Annotated in this window: 18 protein-coding genes; 10 read left to right on the forward strand and 8 right to left on the reverse strand. The window is 68.1% G+C overall.

What is annotated here, in order from left to right:
• Nucleotides 1-69: 69 nt before the first annotated feature.
• The 4 genes from Adu01nite_RS41825 (at nt 70) to Adu01nite_RS41840 (ending at nt 5,225) form a co-directional block, all read left to right on the forward strand.
• The gene (locus Adu01nite_RS41825) at nt 70-1,140 is read left to right on the forward strand and encodes a ferredoxin reductase (protein ID WP_203734910.1); all 1,071 of its coding nucleotides are present in this window, start codon (nt 70-72) and stop codon (nt 1,138-1,140) included.
• A gap of 4 nt (nt 1,141-1,144) precedes the next feature.
• The gene (locus tag Adu01nite_RS41830) at nt 1,145-2,371 is read left to right on the forward strand and encodes a fatty acid desaturase family protein (RefSeq protein ID WP_203734911.1); all 1,227 of its coding nucleotides are present in this window, start codon (nt 1,145-1,147) and stop codon (nt 2,369-2,371) included.
• A gap of 78 nt (nt 2,372-2,449) precedes the next feature.
• A complete protein-coding gene (locus Adu01nite_RS41835; RefSeq protein ID WP_203734912.1) occupies nt 2,450-3,889 on the forward strand; it encodes an ATP-binding protein in 1,440 nt (479 codons plus the stop codon).
• Between the two features lie 178 nt (nt 3,890-4,067).
• A complete protein-coding gene (locus tag Adu01nite_RS41840; protein WP_239133121.1) occupies nt 4,068-5,225 on the forward strand; it encodes an endonuclease in 1,158 nt (385 codons plus the stop codon).
• A gap of 39 nt (nt 5,226-5,264) precedes the next feature.
• Here the strand turns inward: Adu01nite_RS41840 and hemF are convergent, their stop codons facing one another.
• The 7 genes from hemF to Adu01nite_RS41875 all read right to left on the reverse strand — a co-directional run bounded on the left by hemF (nt 5,265) and on the right by Adu01nite_RS41875 (nt 12,034).
• Complete coding sequence (gene hemF / locus Adu01nite_RS41845; RefSeq protein WP_203734914.1) at nt 5,265-6,185, reverse strand: oxygen-dependent coproporphyrinogen oxidase; 921 nt, start codon at nt 6,183-6,185, stop codon at nt 5,265-5,267.
• 83 nt (nt 6,186-6,268) lie between these two features.
• Nucleotides 6,269-7,240 (reverse strand): hypothetical protein, encoded by a 972-nt coding sequence (locus Adu01nite_RS41850; RefSeq protein WP_203734915.1) that lies wholly within the window; start codon nt 7,238-7,240, stop codon nt 6,269-6,271.
• 42 nt (nt 7,241-7,282) lie between these two features.
• Nucleotides 7,283-7,663, reverse strand: coding sequence for a hypothetical protein (locus tag Adu01nite_RS41855; protein ID WP_203734916.1), 381 nt, complete (start codon nt 7,661-7,663; stop codon nt 7,283-7,285).
• Nucleotides 7,660-8,577: a hypothetical protein gene (locus tag Adu01nite_RS41860; RefSeq protein ID WP_203734917.1), complete on the reverse strand. Its 918-nt coding sequence runs from the start codon at nt 8,575-8,577 to the stop codon at nt 7,660-7,662. Before Adu01nite_RS41860 ends, Adu01nite_RS41855 begins: the two co-directional genes overlap by 4 nt.
• A gap of 592 nt (nt 8,578-9,169) precedes the next feature.
• Nucleotides 9,170-9,547, reverse strand: a complete 378-nt coding sequence (locus Adu01nite_RS41865) for a YybH family protein (RefSeq protein WP_203734918.1) — start codon at nt 9,545-9,547, stop codon at nt 9,170-9,172.
• Nucleotides 9,547-10,530, reverse strand: coding sequence for an agmatinase (gene speB, locus Adu01nite_RS41870; RefSeq protein WP_203734919.1), 984 nt, complete (start codon nt 10,528-10,530; stop codon nt 9,547-9,549). The genes Adu01nite_RS41865 and speB overlap by 1 nt, the downstream gene beginning before the upstream one ends.
• Before the next feature lie 4 nt (nt 10,531-10,534).
• Nucleotides 10,535-12,034 carry a purine-cytosine permease family protein gene (locus Adu01nite_RS41875; protein ID WP_203734920.1) on the reverse strand — a complete coding sequence of 500 codons (1,500 nt, stop codon included), beginning with the start codon at nt 12,032-12,034 and terminating at the stop codon, nt 10,535-10,537.
• A gap of 141 nt (nt 12,035-12,175) precedes the next feature.
• On the opposite strand from Adu01nite_RS41875, the gene Adu01nite_RS41880 reads away from it, so the two are divergent.
• The 3 genes from Adu01nite_RS41880 to Adu01nite_RS41890 all read left to right on the forward strand — a co-directional run bounded on the left by Adu01nite_RS41880 (nt 12,176) and on the right by Adu01nite_RS41890 (nt 14,228).
• The gene (locus Adu01nite_RS41880) at nt 12,176-12,760 is read left to right on the forward strand and encodes a helix-turn-helix domain-containing protein (protein WP_203734921.1); all 585 of its coding nucleotides are present in this window, start codon (nt 12,176-12,178) and stop codon (nt 12,758-12,760) included.
• A gap of 46 nt (nt 12,761-12,806) precedes the next feature.
• Complete coding sequence (locus Adu01nite_RS41885; RefSeq protein WP_239133122.1) at nt 12,807-13,475, forward strand: GTP pyrophosphokinase; 669 nt, start codon at nt 12,807-12,809, stop codon at nt 13,473-13,475.
• A 159-nt stretch (nt 13,476-13,634) separates the two neighbouring features.
• Entirely contained in the window at nt 13,635-14,228 is a 594-nt protein-coding gene (locus Adu01nite_RS41890; RefSeq protein ID WP_203734923.1) for a malonic semialdehyde reductase, read from the forward strand.
• 73 nt (nt 14,229-14,301) lie between these two features.
• Here Adu01nite_RS41890 and Adu01nite_RS41895 read toward each other — a convergent pair whose 3' ends face one another.
• Nucleotides 14,302-15,552, reverse strand: a complete 1,251-nt coding sequence (locus Adu01nite_RS41895; protein ID WP_203734924.1) for a L,D-transpeptidase — start codon at nt 15,550-15,552, stop codon at nt 14,302-14,304.
• Between the two features lie 186 nt (nt 15,553-15,738).
• Between Adu01nite_RS41895 and Adu01nite_RS41900 the strand changes: the two genes are divergently transcribed.
• The 3 genes from Adu01nite_RS41900 to Adu01nite_RS41910 all read left to right on the forward strand — a co-directional run.
• Entirely contained in the window at nt 15,739-16,674 is a 936-nt protein-coding gene (locus Adu01nite_RS41900) for a DUF6282 family protein (protein WP_203734925.1), read from the forward strand.
• Nucleotides 16,671-17,234, forward strand: coding sequence for a carboxymuconolactone decarboxylase family protein (locus Adu01nite_RS41905; protein WP_203734926.1), 564 nt, complete (start codon nt 16,671-16,673; stop codon nt 17,232-17,234). Before Adu01nite_RS41900 ends, Adu01nite_RS41905 begins: the two co-directional genes overlap by 4 nt.
• On the forward strand, nt 17,231-18,046 hold an 816-nt coding region (locus Adu01nite_RS41910), incomplete at its 3' end, for an N-acyl homoserine lactonase family protein (protein ID WP_203734927.1). The genes Adu01nite_RS41905 and Adu01nite_RS41910, both read left to right, overlap by 4 nt.

Below are 18,046 nucleotides of genomic sequence, written 5' to 3' on the forward strand. Positions count from 1 at the left end.
CAAAGAACACGGTCGGATTCACTTCATGTGGTTAGGACTCTACCCCCGCGAGCGCAGGAAGCTTGTTACGTGGCCGTTATCCGGAACCTTCGCACCGGCGCCTGGCGTGTGGTCGAGTTGATCACCACCCCGGTGGTGCCCGCCGACTACCTCGACGTGATCGCTCCGCTGCGCAACGCGTCGGTGCTCCGCGCCAAGATCGACGCTGTGCACGCGGAGACGGCGAACAGCGTCACCCTGGTGCTGCGGCCCGGCCGCGGCTGGGTGCGGCACGAGCCCGGGCAGTACGTCCGGGTCGGCGTGGACGTCAACGGCGTCCGCCTGTGGCGCTCCTACTCGATCACCAGCCCGCCCTGGCGCAGCGACGGCCGGATCACCATCACGGTCAACGCGGTCCCGGACGGCGCGGTCAGCACCGAGCTGGTCCGCAACGCCAAGCGCGGGATGATCCTGCACCTCGACCCGCCCACCGGCGAGTTCCTGCTGCACGCACCCCGGCCGCCGAAGGCTCTCTTCGTCACGGCGGGCAGCGGCATCACCCCGGTCATGGGCATGCTCCGCAGCGCGCTGCACGAGTTGGCCGACGTGGTCGTGGTGCACTCCGCCCGTACGCAAGAAGCGGTGGTCTTCGGGTCGGAACTTCGGGTTTTGGCCGCCGAAGGACGGATCCGGTTGATCGAGCGACACACCCGGGCCGATGGGCGGCTCAAGCCCGCCGACGTCGCCGAGTTGGTCCCCGACCTGCTCGAACGCGAGACGTGGGCATGCGGCCCGAACGAGATGCTCGACGACCTGGAGGCCCACTGGGCCGACGGGGGCGCCGCCGAGCGACTCCGCACCGAACGCTTCCGCCCGACGCTGCTGACCGGCGGCGGGGGCGGCACGGTCACGTTCACCGAATCCGGCACCGTGGTCGAGACCGACGGCTCGGAGCCGCTGCTCGACTCCGGCGAGGCCGCCGGCGTTCTCATGCCGTCCGGCTGCCGGATGGGTATCTGCTTCAGCTGCGTACTGCCGCTGCGTGAGGGCGCCGTGCGCGACCTGCGCGACGGCCGGCTCACCATCGCCGAACCCGGCGACCGCATCCTCGTCCAGACCTGCATCTCGGCCGCCGCCGGCCCCTGCACAATCGAAGGCTGAGTAAATGACGACGATCCAGCGCAAGAAGATCAGCCCGATCGCCCACCTCACCCCCGAGGACATCGAGCAGATCGGCATCGAGCTCGACGCCATCCGCGACGAGGTCATGAACAGCCGGGGCGAGAAGGACGCGGCGTACATCCGGCGGGTGATCGCCTGGCAGCGCGGGCTCGAGATCGGCAGCCGCGGCATCCTGCTGTTCTCGCTGTTCCCACCGGCGTGGCTGGTCGGCACGGCCGGCCTGTCGATCGCCAAGATCCTGGAGAACATGGAGATCGGCCACAACATCCTGCACGGGCAGTGGGACTGGATGCGGGACCCCAAGATCCACTCGTCCAAGTGGGAATGGGACCACGTCACCCCGGCCGACCAGTGGAAGCACTCGCACAACGAGCTGCACCACACGTACACCAACGTGATCGGCAAGGACAACGACCTCGGCTACGGCATCATGCGGGTCGACGAGGACCAGAAATGGCACCCGGCGCACCTGGGGCAGCCGTTCTACAACATGGTCAACGCGCTGTTCTTCGAGTACGGCATCGCCGCGTACGACCTGGAGCTGGGCCGCAACCTGCAGACCAAGGAGCGCCGGCGGGACCCGAAGTTCCGGGCCGCGCTCAAGGGCGTACGCAAGAAGATCGGCAAGCAGGTCCTCAAGGACTACATCGTGTTCCCGGCGCTGTCCGGCCCGTTCTTCCTGCACACGATCGCCGCCAACTTCACCGCCAACATCATCCGCAACGTGTGGAGCCACTCGGTCATCATGTGCGGCCACTTCCCGAACGGCGTCGAGACGTTCGAGAAGACGTCCATCGAGGGCGAGACCCGCGGCGAGTGGTACCTGCGCCAGATGCTGGGTTCGGCCAACATCAGCGGCAGCCGGGCGATGCACATCATGACCGGAAACCTGTCCCACCAGATCGAGCACCACCTGTTCCCGGACATGCCGAGCAACCGCTACCGCACGATCGCCCCCAAGATCCAAGACCTTTTCCAGCGGTACGGCCTGTCCTACACTTCCGGCCCGCTGCCGAAGCAGGTCGCGTCGGCCTGGTTCAAGGTCTTCCGCCTGGCCCTGCCCAACCGAGGCGAAGCGGCCATCCGCCGCCCGATCGAGAAGAAGGCCCCGGCCCCGTCAACACGCTGGCGCCGGGCCGAAGCCCCGGCTCCGGCTCCGGCTCCGGCTCCGGCTCCCGCCCCCGCGACCGCGACCGACCTGGCGGCCTGACACTCCAACCCGGTTGAGGTAGATTGCATCTACGTAGATTTCATCTACCTAGATGCTATCTATCTGCCGGAGGTTCCCATGTTCGTCGGTCGGCGCACCGAGCTGTCTCTCCTGACGAAGCGGATCGACCACGTCACGCGGACCGGGACCGGCCTGGCCGTGGCCATCCGCGGCCGCCGCCAGGTCGGCAAATCACGCCTGGTCCAAGAGCTCTGTGACCGCTCCGGCCTGCCTTATCTGTATTTCACCGCAGTCAAGGGCGCATCAGTCACCGAGGCGACCACCCAGTTCCTCGCCGGTCTGACCGAGTCGGACCTGCCCAACGATCATGCTCTGCTTCCCGAAACGCCACCGGCCGGCGGTTGGGGCGACATGCTGCGTGTCCTGGCCGGCGCGCTGCCCGATCGGCCGTGCATCGTCGTGCTCGACGAGGTGCCATGGCTCACCGAGCAGGACGACACGTTCGACGGCCAGTTGCAGGTCGTCTGGGACCGCTTACTGTCCCGTCGCCCGATTCTGCTGATGCTCCTCGGCAGCGACCTGCACATGATGCAGCGCCTCACCGCGTACGACCGCCCGTTCTACGGCCGCGCCGATAATCTCGTCCTGGGCCCCCTCAATCTCGCCGAGACCGCCGTAGCGGCCGGGCTCACGGGCTCCGACGCCATCGACGCGCACCTGATCACCGGCGGCCTGCCCGGGATCCTCCTGCGCTGGCCGTCCGGAACCTCCGCCGACGACTACCTGCGCAGCGAGTGCGCCGACCAGGCGTCACTCCTGTTCGCCGTGCCCGAACAGTCGCTCGCTTCCGAGTTCCCCAACCCGGACGTCGCCCGGCGCGTTCTCGAAGCGGTCGGCGGCGACGCCCGCACCTTCGCGAACATCGCAAGTACCGCCGGCGGCCGGGACGGCGCGGTCAGTTCCGGCACCCTGTCGCCCCTGCTCCGGCAGCTCAGCGACGACAAGCAGGTCCTGACCACCGATCAGCCACTGTCGACCACCAGCGGAAAACCCGCGCTCTACCGGGTCGCCGACAGCAACCTGCGGCTCTACCTGGCCATCCTGCGCGAGGTCCACAACCTGACCCGGCGCGGGCGCCCCGACGCCGGCTTCACCCTCTTCCAGAACCGATGGACAAGCTGGCGCGGCCGAGCGGTGGAGCCACTGATCCGTACGTCATTGGAAGAGGCCGTGATCAACGGTTCGCTGCCTTGGCCGGAGGCTCAGGTGGTCGGCGGCTGGTGGAACCGCCAGTTCAACCCGGAGATCGACCTGGTCGGCGCCGACCGAGCCCCCATCGCCTCGCGGCTCCATTTCTGCGGTTCGGTGAAATGGCTGGGCGTCCCTTTCGACACCCACGACCTGCGCCGGCTCCAGGACGGCGCCCGCCAGGTCCCCGGCTTCGACTCAGCACACACCGGCTTGATCGCCGTCACTCGCTCCGGTGCGAGCCTGTCCCCCGAGGCTGTCGACGTCGTCTGGAACCCCGACAACGTCGTGGAAGCCTGGCAACGCTGAGGGGATCTACCTAAAGTTCACGGAGCCGGAGCACGTATGACAGATTCGGTATGACGGGTATCAGAGCTCCGGCCCATACGCTCACCAGCATCTATATAGCCTGGTGATCGGAGTGCTCATGTCCGGCCCGTCCCGCCATCGGCGCATTGCGGCGATAACCACACCTGCGCTTGTCGCAGTGCTGGCACTTGTGGTCACGTTCTTCCGGGCGCCGGTTGCGCCGCCCGTCATGCTTCCGGCCGCGGCGGCCTCGATGACGGTCGCGCAGGCGATCGCGAGCCAGACCGGTGGGACCGGCACCGTCACCGGCTATGTCGTGGGTGAGCCCACCGCCACCAGCACCGTGCGGACCAGCAGCTTCACCGGGGACACCGCGCTGGCGCTGGCCGACAGCAGCACCACGACCGCCACCGGGTCGATGCTGTACGTGCAGATCACCAGTTCCTACCGGTCGGCGTTCGGGCTGCTCACCAACCCGAGCCTGATGCGGACCCAGATCACCGTGACGGGGACGCTCACCGCGTACTTCTCGCACGCCGGTCTCAAGTCGCCGTCCTCGATGGTCAAGGGCGGCACCGGCAGCACCACCAGCCCGACGACGAGCCCGACGACCAGCCCGACCGTGTCGCCGACGTCGTCCAGCTCGACCGACACCTACTACGCGTCGGCGCTCGGCAAGTCGGGCGACAGCCTCAAGAACGCCCTGCACAGCATCATCTCGTCGGGCGTGACGAAGCTTTCGTACGACGGCGTCTGGAACGCTTTGAAGGTCACCGACCAGGACCCGTCGAACTCGTCCAACGTGATCCTGCTGTACTCGGGGATCAGCCGGTCGAAGACGCTCAACGGTGGCGACTCCGGCGACTGGAACCGGGAGCACGTCTACGCCAAGTCGCACGGTGACTTCGGCACCACCGCCGGCCCCGGCACCGACCTGCACCACCTGCGGCCGGAGGACGTCTCGGTCAACGCGCTGCGCGACAACAAGGACTTCGACAGCGGCGGCAGCGCGGCCACCGGCGCCCCCGGCAACTACACCGACTCGGACTCGTGGGAGCCCCGCAACGCGGTCAAGGGCGACGTCGCCCGGATGATCTTCTACATGGCGGTGCGGTACGAGGGTGACGATGGCTTCGCCGACCTCGAGGTCAACGACTCGGTCTCCAACGGCAGCAACCCCTACATCGGCAAGCTCTCCAAGCTGCTGACCTGGAGCGCGCAGGACCCGCCGGACTCGTTCGAGAAGAACCGCAACGAGGTCATCTACTCGACCTACCAGCACAACCGCAACCCGTTCATCGACCACCCGGAATGGGTTTCGTCGATCTTCGGATAGTCCCAACTGTATGGGGGCACGGAGGCGGCCGCGCACGGTTCACCAACCGGGCGCGGCCGCTGCCCAATCCCGCGGGGTGAGGAACCGGTCGCGCATCTCCGCCTCGGGGCTGCCGGGCTCGGGCGTGACGTCGAAACCCCAGCCGGCCAGCGGCGGCAGCGACATCAGGATCGCCTCGATGTTGCCACCGGTCTGCAGCCCGAACCTGGTGCCCCGGTCATAGACCAGGTTGAACTCCACATATCTGCCGCGGCGCAGGAGCTGCCACTCACGCTCCTTTTTGCCGTACGCCTGGTCCAGTCGCCGCCGCACGATGGGCAGGTAGGCCGCGGCCAGGGTCTCGATGCCGCGCTGCGCCAGGTCGAGGGCGCGTTCCCAGCCGTCCGGGCCGCCGGGTCGCAGCCCGTCGAAGAAGATCCCGCCCACGCCCCGCGTCTCGCGCCGGTGCGGCAGGTAGAAGTAACGGTCGCAGGCACTCTTGGCCTCGGGATAGAACGCCGGATCGTACTTGTCGCAGTAGTCCTTGAGCGTCCGGTGGAAATGGGCCGCGTCCTCGGCGTACCCGTAGGAGGGGGTGAGGTCGGCGCCCCCGCCGAACCACCAGGTGTCCTCGCCCATCTCGAAGTAGCGGAAGTTGGCGTGGAACGACGGCACGTGCGGGTTGTTGGGATGCACCACGGTGGAGAGTCCGGTGGCGAAGAATCCGGCGGCGGGGTCGACGCCGTGCTCGGCCGCGATGGTGGCCGGCGCCTCGTCGCCGTGCACGGCCGACACGTTGACCCCGGCGCGTTCGAAGACCTGACCGCCCTCGAGGATGCGGGCCTCGCCGCCGCCCCCGCCCGGCCGGTTCCACCGGTGTGCGGTGAAGCGGCCCTCCTCGTCGCAGTCCTCGAGGGCGCGCGCGAACGCCTCCTGCCCGGCGCGCATCACTGCGACCACCCGATCGCGACGGGCGCTCATTCGCGCCACCCCCCGGCCCGCTCAACGATCGACGATCTTGTCGCTCCGGAACGTAGCAAAAGAGCCGCGCTGCGTGTGCCCCCTCAACCGTCCTGATCGACCAGGGCGACCCCGGAAACGGCCAGGCGGAAGGGATCGGGGTGGCCACCGACCTGGAAGGTCAGCTCGGAATGGCTGCTGGTCTTGCCGCCGACGAACGCATAGACGTGCCGGCACGGATTCGCGTCGACCGGGAAGTCACGGTCGATCGACGGGTAGTAGTAGGGCTGCTCGTTGTCCTGGGCCCGCACCTTCACCGTGGTCGGCCGGTCGGTCGAGGCCGTGAAGGCCAGTGCGTAGTGCCGGCCCTGGACCAGCTGCACGTTCTTGACGATCACCACGTCGCCGGCCCGCTGCGTCCCCGGGCGTACCTCGGCGTCGAAGGCCAGCCCGGCGCTGTGGAGCGGGATCGTGGTGTCGTTCACCCACCAGGCCGGCGTGGGGCCGACGATGTCCCGGCCGGCCGGGACGGGAGTGTCCGGTCCGGCGCAGGCGTCCGGGGAGGCCGCGGCCGCGAGGCTGCCGGCGGCCGGCTGCCGGCCGTTCCACCATTGCGTGCCGGCCACCCCCAGTCCACCGCCGGACAGGAAGACGGCGGCCAGGACGAGCCACGCGCTCAGCCTCGGCCGGGGCCGGACGGCGACCGGCTCGCACGCCGGCGCCGTCGACGGCTCGGCCAGGCTGCGCCACAACTCACGCCAGTGGGCCAACTCGATCTCGATCTGCGCCTCGTCCACCTTGCCCGCGGACAGGCAACCCGCGACGTACGACTCGACGAACTCCAGCCGCGGCAGCCGGGGCAGGCGCTTGCCGGCCAGCACCTCCGACGTGGTGCTCGGCGGCAGCAGCTCGGTGCGCCCGCCATCGGCGAGCCGGCGCCGCTCCGCGATCTTGCTCAACTCGCGGAGCGACAGCCGGCCCACCCAGGCTCGTAGCCGTCGCAGCTCGGCGACGAAATCCGCGGCGCTCGCCACCGGCGCCGGCCGACTTCCCACCGTGTTCGCGGCGTCCAACATAGACCGAAGCCTATCGACGGACCGCAAGGCCGCGGCACGGTGTCAGTTCAGCGGCGGAGCCCCTTCCCAGACGGTGTGGTACTGGTCGCGGACCGCCCGGATCCAGTTGACGGCGTAATAGATGTCGCGCAGGTAGCAGCCGCCGCCGTTGGCGTCCGGGTAGGTGATGATCTGCCCGGACGGGGTCATCAACTGCCCGGCCACCTCGCCGCCGTCGGTCGCGAGCTGGTCGCAGACCTCCAGCCGGCGGGACCGGCCGTCGGCGTTGACGGTCAGCGACGCGAAGCCGAGCCGGTTGCCGCCGACGGTCAGCGTCATGATGGTCTGGTCGCCGGGCGAGGCCAGCGCGGCGGGCGGGGCGGCGGTGACGGCTCCGGCCACGACGAGGCCGGTGGCCAGGGCGGCCGCGAGGACGGCCCTCATCCGACGGTCCAGTAGATGTCGGTGCTGTTGCTGGTGTAGCCGAGCGTCATGCCGCACTCCTGGTCCCAGATCTTCGTCGAGAAGGCCGGGGTCAGTGCGTTGAAGGTCGGCCCGAAGAGCTGGATGCCGCGGAACGCGAGATGTTTGTTCGCCGGCAGCATGTTGCACCCGGCCGCGCCGTAGGACTCGAGCACGCCACCCTGCGCCTCCTTGAAGACCACGCCGCTGGTGATGTCGATCCGCGATTCGCCGCCGATGGTCTTGTCGACGGTCCGGACCGTCCAGTGGCAGCCGGTGCCGTCGCTGTTGCAGTCGTTGCCCTCCAGGCCACCCCAGATGGTGTCGCCGGTGTTGACCCGGATGTTCGCACCGCAGACCGCGCCGCCGGGCCACACGTACCAGCTGGTGGCATACCAGTAGTTGCCGCCGCCGCAGGCGCTCCCGCCGTAGGACAGCACCGGCTGCAGGATGGTCGAGGTGCCGGTCAGCGACGGGAACACGAAGTCGGTGGCGCCGGCCTTGGCGGGCGCGGCGGGCACCGCGATGTTGACCCACATCCGGCGAAGCCACTGCGGCGCCAGCCAGTTCGAGGCCATCATCCAGCCGTTGGTGGCCGGAATCGGCCCGGTCCCGACGCTCGTGGCCGAGCGGGCCGCCGAGCCGGCCGCCGAGCCGGCCGCTGAGCCGGTCGCTGAGCCGGGCGCCGAGCCGGGCGCTGAGCCGGGCGCTGAGCCGGGCGCCGCGGTCTTCTGCGGCCGGGTCAGTCGCGGCTGACTGCAGGCGGCGACGGTCTTGCGGGTGCCGTCGGCGTAGACGAACGCGCCGTCCTCGAACGTCGCACCGGCAGGCAACTGGTGCACGCACGACTTACGCACCAGCCCACCCGGCATCTTGGCCCAGTCCGGCGATTTCAAGGCATTTGCGTACGCCGCGGCATCCGCGCCCTCCGACACCGCGCCGGCCGCCGTGGGCGTCGCGGGCGTCGCGGCAGAACCAACAGCAGCGGAACCAGCGGCAGTAGAACCAACGGCAGTAGAACCAACGGCAGCGGACTCAGCGGCACCGGCGGCTTCGGCCGGCGCCACTCCCCAGCCACCGGCGATCAACAGCCCAACAATTACCGCAGCCGCCCGTTTTCCGATCCTGAACATCGCGCTCCTCCCGATCGATGACTGTCATCGCGGGCAGCGCTTGCGCGACCCGCAGCGACAGCACATCGGCGCGACACGTGACCGGCCACCGGTCCGAACGGGTCCGTACTGATCGGAACGTTCACGAACGTCCGAACAAAGCAAAATCGCAGGTCAGCACGAGGACGATCGCATCTGTCCACAGCGACGACGGTGACGGCCTGCGGCGAACCGCAATTAACATCGGCGGCCGCCGCCGCGCCCCGAGCGGCACGCTCAGAACCTCGCGGCCCCGAGCGGCACGCTCGGAAACCTCGCGCTCAGAGCCTCGCGCCCCGAGCGTCGCGCTCAGAGCCTCGCGCTCAGGGCGTCGCGCTCAGGGCGTCGCGCTCAGGTGCTCGTGGACGGCCAGCCATCGACCGTCCTCCGCACGATGGAAGACAATAGTCTCCCGTTCGTCGAGTGCCTGCTTCGCGCCGGCGAGCAGCACGACGGTGCGGACCCGGTGGCTGAACACCGCGACGTCACCGAACTCCTGGACGTGCTGATCCGCGGACGAACAGGACAGGACGCGGAAACCGTCGCGCTCCCAGCCGTACCAAAGCTGCTCGTAATCGGCACGGGAGCGCAACGGCCGCTCGTGGGTGTGGAAAACGAAGGTGGCGTCGGCGGCGAAGCTGCCGAAATAGGCCGCGGTGTCGTGCGCGGCGAACGCGTCCACCAGCTTCCGCGCGGCCTGAAGCACGTCAGTCATCAACTTTTCCCAAAAGCTAGGGCGGACAGGATCTCGTAAACCGTGTGCGCCGCCGCGATCCCGGTGATCTCGGCATGGTCGTAGGCGGGTGCGACCTCGACGACGTCCGCCCCGACGAGATCGAGCGAACCGAAGCTGCGCAGCACCGCGAGCAACTCCCGGCTGGTCATGCCGCCGGCCTCGGGCGTCCCGGTCCCGGGCGCGAACGCCGGATCCAGCACGTCGATGTCGATGGAGAGATAGACCGGCCGATCCCCGACCCGGTCCCGGATCCGCTCGGCGATCCCCCGCGCCCCGAGGTCATCGATCTCGACGCTCGGCACGACGTGAAAGCCCAGCTCCCGGTCGTCGGCCAGGTCCTGGGTGGAGTAGAGCGGCCCGCGCGTCCCGACGTGCAGGCAGCCGGACCGGTCGATCAGCCCCTCTTCGGAGGCGCGCCGGAACGGCGTCCCGTGGGTGTGCGCCGCCCCGAAGTAGGTGTCCCAGGTGTCGAGGTGGGCGTCGAAGTGCACGACGGCGACCGGCCCGTGCACCGCCGCCATCGCCCGCAGCAGCGGCAACGCGATGGTGTGGTCGCCGCCGATGGTGACCAGCCGCGCGGCCCGTTCGAGCACGGCCCGGGCGCCGGCCTCGATCGCGCCGATCGCCTCCCCGATGTCGAACGGGTTGACGGCCAGGTCACCGGCGTCCACCACCTGCTGCCGGGCGAACGGCTCCACGTCGACCGCCGGGTTGTAGGGCCGCAACAGCCGCGACGATTCGCGAACGTGGCCCGGCCCGAAGCGGGCGCCGGGCCGGTAGGAGACGCCGGCGTCGAACGGCACGCCGAGCACGGCGACGTCGACGTCGGAGACCTCGTCGATGCGGGGCAGGCGGGCGAAGGTGGCGGGCCCGGCGAAGCGGGGGACGACGGTCGCGTCGACCTGGCCGACGCGACCGTCCTGAACGATCCGGGGAACAGGGGTGATCCGGGGAACAGACATGTGCTCAGACTGCGGCTTCCCGGAGCGCCCCGACGATTTCCGGTTCGGCGCCGTCCGCACTCGGCACCCCCAGCGGACCCTCCGGCCCGAAGACATAGCGAGGTTCCGGAAAGGCGAAGAGCAGGATTGCGTACGCCACCGCAGCCGTCCCGATCGACACGAGCAGACTGATGTCGACGCCGCCGGCGACGTTCCGGAACGGCCCCTCGATCAGCGGCGGATAGTTCGCGAACAGCAGCCCGAGGATCGCCGACGGGATCCAGGCCGCCATCCCCCGCCAGTTGACGCCGCCGAGGAACCAGTAGGCGCCACCGACCCGGCCCTGGTTGAAGACTTGCAGGTCGGCCGCCCGGTAGTAGCCACGGCGAACCACATAACCGATCGTCATGATGATCATCCAGGGCGTGGTGCAGATGACGATCGCGCCGATGAAGGCGTTCACGCTCGCCATCAGGTCGAAGGCCAGCCGCCCGACCAGGATGAACACGAAGGCGAGCGCACCGATGAACAGCGACGCCTGCACCCGGTTGAGCCGCGGGAACACCGAGGAGAAGTCCAGCCCGGTGCCGTAGAGCGAGGTGATCCCGGTGGACAGCCCGCCGAGGAACGCGACCACGATGAGCAGCACCGCGTACCAGGCGGGCGAGGCGTTGATCAGCGCGACGATGTAGTCGGCCTCCCCCGCGACCAGGGTCGCGGTGAAAACGCCGAAGAGGAACGGTACGAGCGTCGCGAGCTGGGCGAACAGGGTGGCCCCGAGCAGCCGCGACGGTTTGGTGCCGGCCGGGATGTAGCGGGACCAGTCGCCGAGGAAGGCGCCGAACGAGATCGGGTTGCCCATCACGATCAGGGCGGAGAGCACGAAGGTGGGCCAGAACGACCCCAGCGCGTACGCATCAGGTCCGGGGTTGTAGCCGAGGTCGAGCTTGCCGGTGTAGGCGAGGCCGCCGAGCAGGATCAGCAGCGTGTTGCCGATGACCACGACCTTGTTGACCAGCAGCATGAACGCGTAGCCGTAGATCACCACGACGATGACCACGCCGCCGAGCACCGCGTAGACGATGCCGCGCAGCAGGTCGGAGTCGTGCACCCCGGCCAGCCGGACCAGCGCGCCGACGACCGCGTCGCCGCTGACCCAGACCGAGATCGAGTAGAAGGCGATGGCGGTCAGCAGGGACAGGAACGAGCCGACGATCCGCCCGCGGACACCGAAGTGCGCGCCCGAGCTGACCGCGTTGTTGGTGCCGGTGACCGGCCCGAACAGGCCCATCGGCATCAGAAAGAGGGCACCGACGAGGACGCCGGCGACGGTGGCCGCGACCGCCTGCCACAACGACAGGCCGAGGATCACGGGGAAGGTACCGAGGATGACGGTGGCGAACGTGTTGGCGCCGCCGAACTGGATGCGGAACAGGTCCAGGGGCCGCGAGTGCCGATGTTCCGCCGGAATGGTGTCGATGCCGTGCTGCTCGACCTCGGTGATTCTGGGCCGCGTGTCGGTCATGGCGGGGAGCGTAAGCCGAAGTTATTTGCCACGCAACGGTTGTTGCCTGACGGGCTACTCTTTTACCACGGCGTAACCCCTGGCGCCCCGCTTTTCCACCGCCTTGGACAATGCGGTGCGTAGGCGAGCCGGAGGAGGGACATGGCAGGCCAAGTACGGCGGGTGGCCCAGCCACCGGTGACCGCCGCCGCGATCGGTGGCCGGCTGCGCTCCGCCCGGCAGGCCCGCGGGCTCACGTTGCAGCAGGTGGCCGACGCGACCAGCCTGAACAAGGGGTTCATCAGCCGCCTCGAACGCGACGACGTCTCCCCCTCGGTGGCGTCGCTGGTGTCGATCTGCGAGGTGCTCGGCATCCGGGTCGGCGAGTTGTTCGAGCCCCCGGCCACCTCCCTGGTTCGCGCGGGCAAGGGCCGGCCGATCAACTTCGGCGGCAGCAACGTCCTTGAGTTGCTGCTCACCCCGGGCACTCAGACCCACCTCCAGGTGCTTCACTCGACCGTCGAGCCCGGCGGCAGCGGCGGCGACGAGCTCTACACCCTCGACTGCGAGGTCGAGTTCGTCTACGTGGTGCGCGGCCGGCTCCGGATCACCCTGTCCGACGAATCGGTGCTGCTCGACGCGGGCGACGCCTTCACCTTCCCCGGCCGGGAACCACACACCTGGTCCAACGCCACTGAGAGTGACGAGGAATGCGAGGTCCTCTGGGTGCTCGCGCCCGCCCCCTGACACGGCCGCATACGGTGGTATGGGTCAACGAACGGGAGACGAGACAGTGACCACCGACGGGTTCCAGCTGGCCCGGGTGCCCAACGCCGACATTGAGGTGTTGCGGTGGCCGGCCGAAGAGCTGCGCCACTTCATGCTGGTCTACAAGTTCGGACTGGCCGAGATCGGCACAAAGATCACCATTCTGGCCGAGGAGCTGGCCCACCGCGGTCGCGGCAACCCGATCGAGCACGTCAACACCCGGCTCAAGACGGTCGAGAGCCTCACCGCGAAGGCGGCGCGGATCGGCTGCCCGCAGGCGTTCGACGCGGTCCGCACCCGGATCCGCGACATCGCCGGCGTCCGCGTGGTGTGCAGCTTCGTCTCGGACGTCTACACCGTCGCCGACATGCTGACCCGCCAGCAGGACGTCACGCTGCTGCAGACCAAGGACTACATCGCCCAGCCCAAGCCCAACGGCTACCGCAGCCTTCACCTGATCGTGGAGATCCCGGTCTTCCTCTCCGATCGCGTGGTCACCGTCCCGGTCGAGGTTCAGTTACGCACCGTTGCCATGGACTTCTGGGCAAGCCTCGAACACAAGATCTATTACAAGTACGAGGAGGACGTGCCGGCCGCCCTCCACGAGGAGCTGAGCGCGGCCGCCGAGGACGCCGCCCGCCTCGACGAGCGCATGGAACGCCTGCACGCCCAGATCCACGGCCCCCGCCACTGAACCGGCCGGCCACCCGGCTCAGCGCGACAGCGCGGTGAGGCGAGCGCGAACCTTGTCCCCGATGGCGGCGAGGGTCGCCAGCTCGGCCGGGCTGAGATGGTCGATGACCGCGGCACACACGTCGGCGACGTGCTGCGGAGCGGCCAGTTCGGAGGCAACATGAGCGACTACCTGGACCCGAGCGGAAAGCACCTGCTCTTCACCGGTGCCCGCACGGCGAACACCTTCGCCGAGACGCCGGTGAGCGACGCCGAGCTGACCGACATCTGGGAGCTGGCGAAGTGGGCACCGACGTCGGCGAACTCGCAGCCGCTGCGCGTGCTCTACGTGCACCCGGGCGAGGGCCGAGACCGCTTGGTGAAGCACATGAACGAGGGCAACCGGGCGAAGACGGCCGCCGCCCCGGCGGTGGCGGTGCTGGCCATGGACACCGAGTTCCACGAGCACATCCCGACGGTCCTGCCGTTCCGCCCGGAACTGAAGGACGCATTCGCCGCCAACGAGACGATGCGAACCAACACGGCCACCTTCAACGCGACCCTGCAGGCCGGCTACTTCATCCTGGCCGTCCGGGCTCACGGCCTGGCCGCCGGCCCGATGAGCGGCTTCGACGCCGACGGCCTGAACGCCGAGTTCTTCCCCGACGGCCGCTTCCGAGCCCTCCTGGTAGTCAACATCGGCCACCCCGGCGAGAACCCCTGGTTCGCGCGGCTGCCCCGCCTGTCCCCCGACGACGTCCTGCAGTGGGCGTGACGACCGACCCGGCGCCGCACTCGGCGCCGGGGGTCACACCCCGCAAGGCGTCCTAGGAACCTGGGTCAGAAGGTCAGGTGCCGTACTTGTCGTACGCGACCGTCCAGTCGCCCAGGCCGTCGCGGATCGGCAGGGTCTTCGGGCTGTTGTGGACCTCGACGACGTCGCCGACCAGGAAGGTCTCGTAGACCCACTTCGCGTCGGCGACGCTCAGGTTGACGCAGCCGTGCGAGATGTTCGCCTTACCCAGCGAGTGGTTCCACGGCGCCGCGTGCAGGAACTCGCCCGAGTAGGTGATCCGGGTGCAGTATTCGACGATCTCGGGCGGGTAGTAGTTGGGGTTGTTCGGGTCGCTCAGGCCGTAGCTGGCCGAGCTCATGCTGTGCGTCCGCTCCTTGGAGAGCACCACGTGCGGGCCGCTCTGGGTCCAGAAGTGGATCTCGCTGCCGTCCGAGATCCTGGTGGTGCCGCCGCGCCCGTTGCTGCTGGCCATGTCGCGGACCATCTTGCCGTCGACGTAGACCTTCGTACGGTGCGTGGTGTTGTCATTGACCGCAACCAGCGCTCGGCCGACGGTGAAGTGGGTCTTCGCGTTGGACGAGCCGTAGACACCGTTGCCGAGATGGACCCCGAGCGCGTTCACGCTGGTGGTGACCGTGGTGCCCTTGGCCCAGTATTTGGCCGGCCGCCAGTGCACGATCGTGTTGCTCACCCAGAAGAACTTGCCCTCCACGGAAGGCGTGGTCTCGACGGCGATCGCCTTCTCGGCCGCGGCCTTGTCGCTGACCGCCCTGCTGAAAGCCACGATGACCGGCTGCCCCACGCCGTACGTCCCGCCGGTTTTCAGTACGCCCATGCCGTTGGCCTGGAAGGTGATCCCGGCGACGGCTTTCGGTTTGATCGTGGCGAAGCTGGAGGTCTTCTCGACCTTGGCCCCCATGCTGTCGACGATCGAGGCGGTCACCTGATAGGTCTTGCCGTAGGCCAGATTCCCGGTGGACTTCCAGGTCAGCCCGTCCGACCCGACCGCGCCGGCCACCTTCTTCCCGCCGGCGGCGACGGTGACCGACTGCAGCGTGCCACCTTCGACCGAGACGGTGACGTCGTCGGCCGGCGACACCTTGGCCGCATCGGCCGCGGGCGTCACGGTCAGGGTGATCGGCGCCGCGGTCGGCGTGACCCACGTGGCGCCGGACGGATCACCGGCCGCGGCGGCAGCGCGGGCGTGACTCGCCGAGGACCGGCCCGCGACCGCGAGCCCGGCCGCGGAAAGACCAGCAGCCGCGCCGATAGCGCCAACAATGACAGTACGTCGCCGAACCATGACTCTCCCGATCTCAGCGGTGGGGGCCGGAGAGGACTACGAGCGAGCGCAGTCTATGGATCAATGGCCGAACCGTCATACCCGTAATGACGTGCGCGGGCCCCGGTTTTGTTGCACCCGCGGCCGATCTTGTGCCGGCGCCCGGAGATCATTGAGCATCTGGTAATACCGTCATACAATCTTGCGATGACGGATCTGCTGGCCGCGGCCCAGCCGGAAGGCTTCGATCGCCTGCTGCGCGGCGCGATCGACGTGCACGTCCACGGCCGACCGGACATCTCGGCCGACCTCCCGAACCGAGGCGACGACCTGGCGGTGGCGCGGCTGGCGCACGCGTACGGGATGGCCGGCTGGGTGTTGAAGTCCCACCTGTGGACAACCATGGACCGGGCTCGCGCCCTGCAAAAAGCAATGGCCGAAAGCGAATCCGGATTCACCGTGCACGGCAGCATCACGCTCAACCCACCGGTAGGCGGCCTCGAACCCGCGGTCGTTGAGCTGGCCGCGGCCCACGGCGCCCGGGTGGTGTTCCTGCCGACGTGGGGCGCCGCCGACGACGTCGAACGCGACGGCTACATAACAAAGCTGCTGCGCCGAACGTCCCCGTCGTTCGCCGACTACAACAGCCGAACCGCCGTTAACCTCCTGGAGCCAACCGGCAAACTGTCCGGCCGGGCACGCGCAGTGATCGACGCCTGCCGCGCACTCGACCTGGCCCTGGCCACCGGTCACGCGTCACCGGCCGAGAGCCGAGCGGTAGCCGCCTACTGCGCCGAGAAAGCCCAGCGCCTGCTGATCACCCACCCGCTGCACTACACGACGGACGAGGCAGAGCTGCGAGACCTGACCGACACCGGCGCCTACTTGGAGTTCTGCAACGCCCCACTGATCCACCCCGACGGCCACCTGACCGTGCGGCAGGTACACGAGGCTTTGACCGCCGTAGGCCCGGAGCACGCAATCCTCACCACGGACGTCTTCTCCCGCTGGGTGCCACCCGAGCCCGAGTGCCTGCGCATGTTCCTGGAGCAGCTCGCCTACCTGGGATGGCCGCCCGAGCAGCTGGCCACGATGACCGCCACCAACCCCCGCACTTTCCTGGGAGACGAGAACCCGGCATGAGAATCGACGACCTGGACCCCGCGGACATGACCGAAGACCAAAAGAGCCTTTACGACTGGTACGCCACCGGCCCGCGAGCAGCCGCAGACAACCCGTTCAAACTGGTGACCCCGGACGGCCGGCTGCAGGGCCCACCCGCGGTCTGGATCCTGAGCCCAACGTTCGGCCACGCCCTGCAAAAAATAGGAGGCGCCGTCCGCTTCGGCTCAAGCCTGCCGCCCCGAGCCCAGGAAATAGCCATCCTGCAGGTGGCCCACCACCACAAAAGCCCCTTCGAGCTGTACGCCCACGAACGGGCCGGAGCAGCAGCAGGCTTGACCCCAGAAGACCTGAAGGCACTTGCCGACAGCGCGGAACCAGCAGCCTTGACCAAAGTAGAGGCCTGCTGCTTCCAAATCACCAAGCAAATCCTCAAAAACAACAAACTAACCAACGAGGAGTACGCCGAGGCAGTAACAAAACTGGGCGAAGCGCCTCTGTTCGAGCTGGTAACCGTAATCGGCTACTACACGATGGTGGCACTGCAGTTGGCAGTGTTCGAGGTAAGCCCAGAATCATGAACTGGTCAATCCACATCTTAGAATACGGCTACGTAGACAATTTCCCAGCAAGCAACCTGTTCGCCGCCCAGCCGAACGAGGGCCACCGCCGAATGCCATATTGCTTCGGCCTGCTAAGCACCCCCACTCGCAAAATCCTGGTAGACACCGGCTTCACCGACGAGCAGATCTACCAGCGCCTTACCAAAAAATACGGCAGAACACAGTGGTGCACCCCGACAGAGGCACTGGCGAGAGTGGGCGTGACCCCGAACGAGATAGACACGATCCTGCTGACCCACAACCACTTCGACCACGCAGGCTGCGTAGACAAGTTCCCCAACGCCCACGTATGGATCCAGCAACGCGAGATCGAAAGCTACGTGGCCGCAAAGTCCCGCCCGCCACGTTTCGAGTTCCTGACCCGCTCCTGCCAGCCCAACCTGCCGGAGCACTTGGCCACCCGCCAAACCACATTGGTAGACGGCTACGCCGAGGTGGCCCCCGGCATAACACTGCACCCGGCCCACGACACCCACACCGCAGGCTCCCAGCTAATAGAGGTAACCAACCAGAAAGACGGAACCTGGATCTTCGCAGGCGACAACGTATACAGCTACGAAAACCTGACAGGCCTGAACAACGACGGCACCTTTGCCCCCATAGCCATGACAACAGGAAGCGCCACAACCTGGCTGACCCTGGCCGACAAAATGCTAGAAAAGGTAGCCAACAACCCCCACAGAATCCTACCGTTCCACGAGTCCAAACTATGGACAATCTTCACCACCAAAACCCACAAAGACGGCCTGCACACGGCAGATATATCACTC

The organism is Paractinoplanes durhamensis (assembly GCF_016862175.1).
Taxonomy (GTDB): Bacteria; Actinomycetota; Actinomycetes; order Mycobacteriales; family Micromonosporaceae; genus Actinoplanes; species Actinoplanes durhamensis.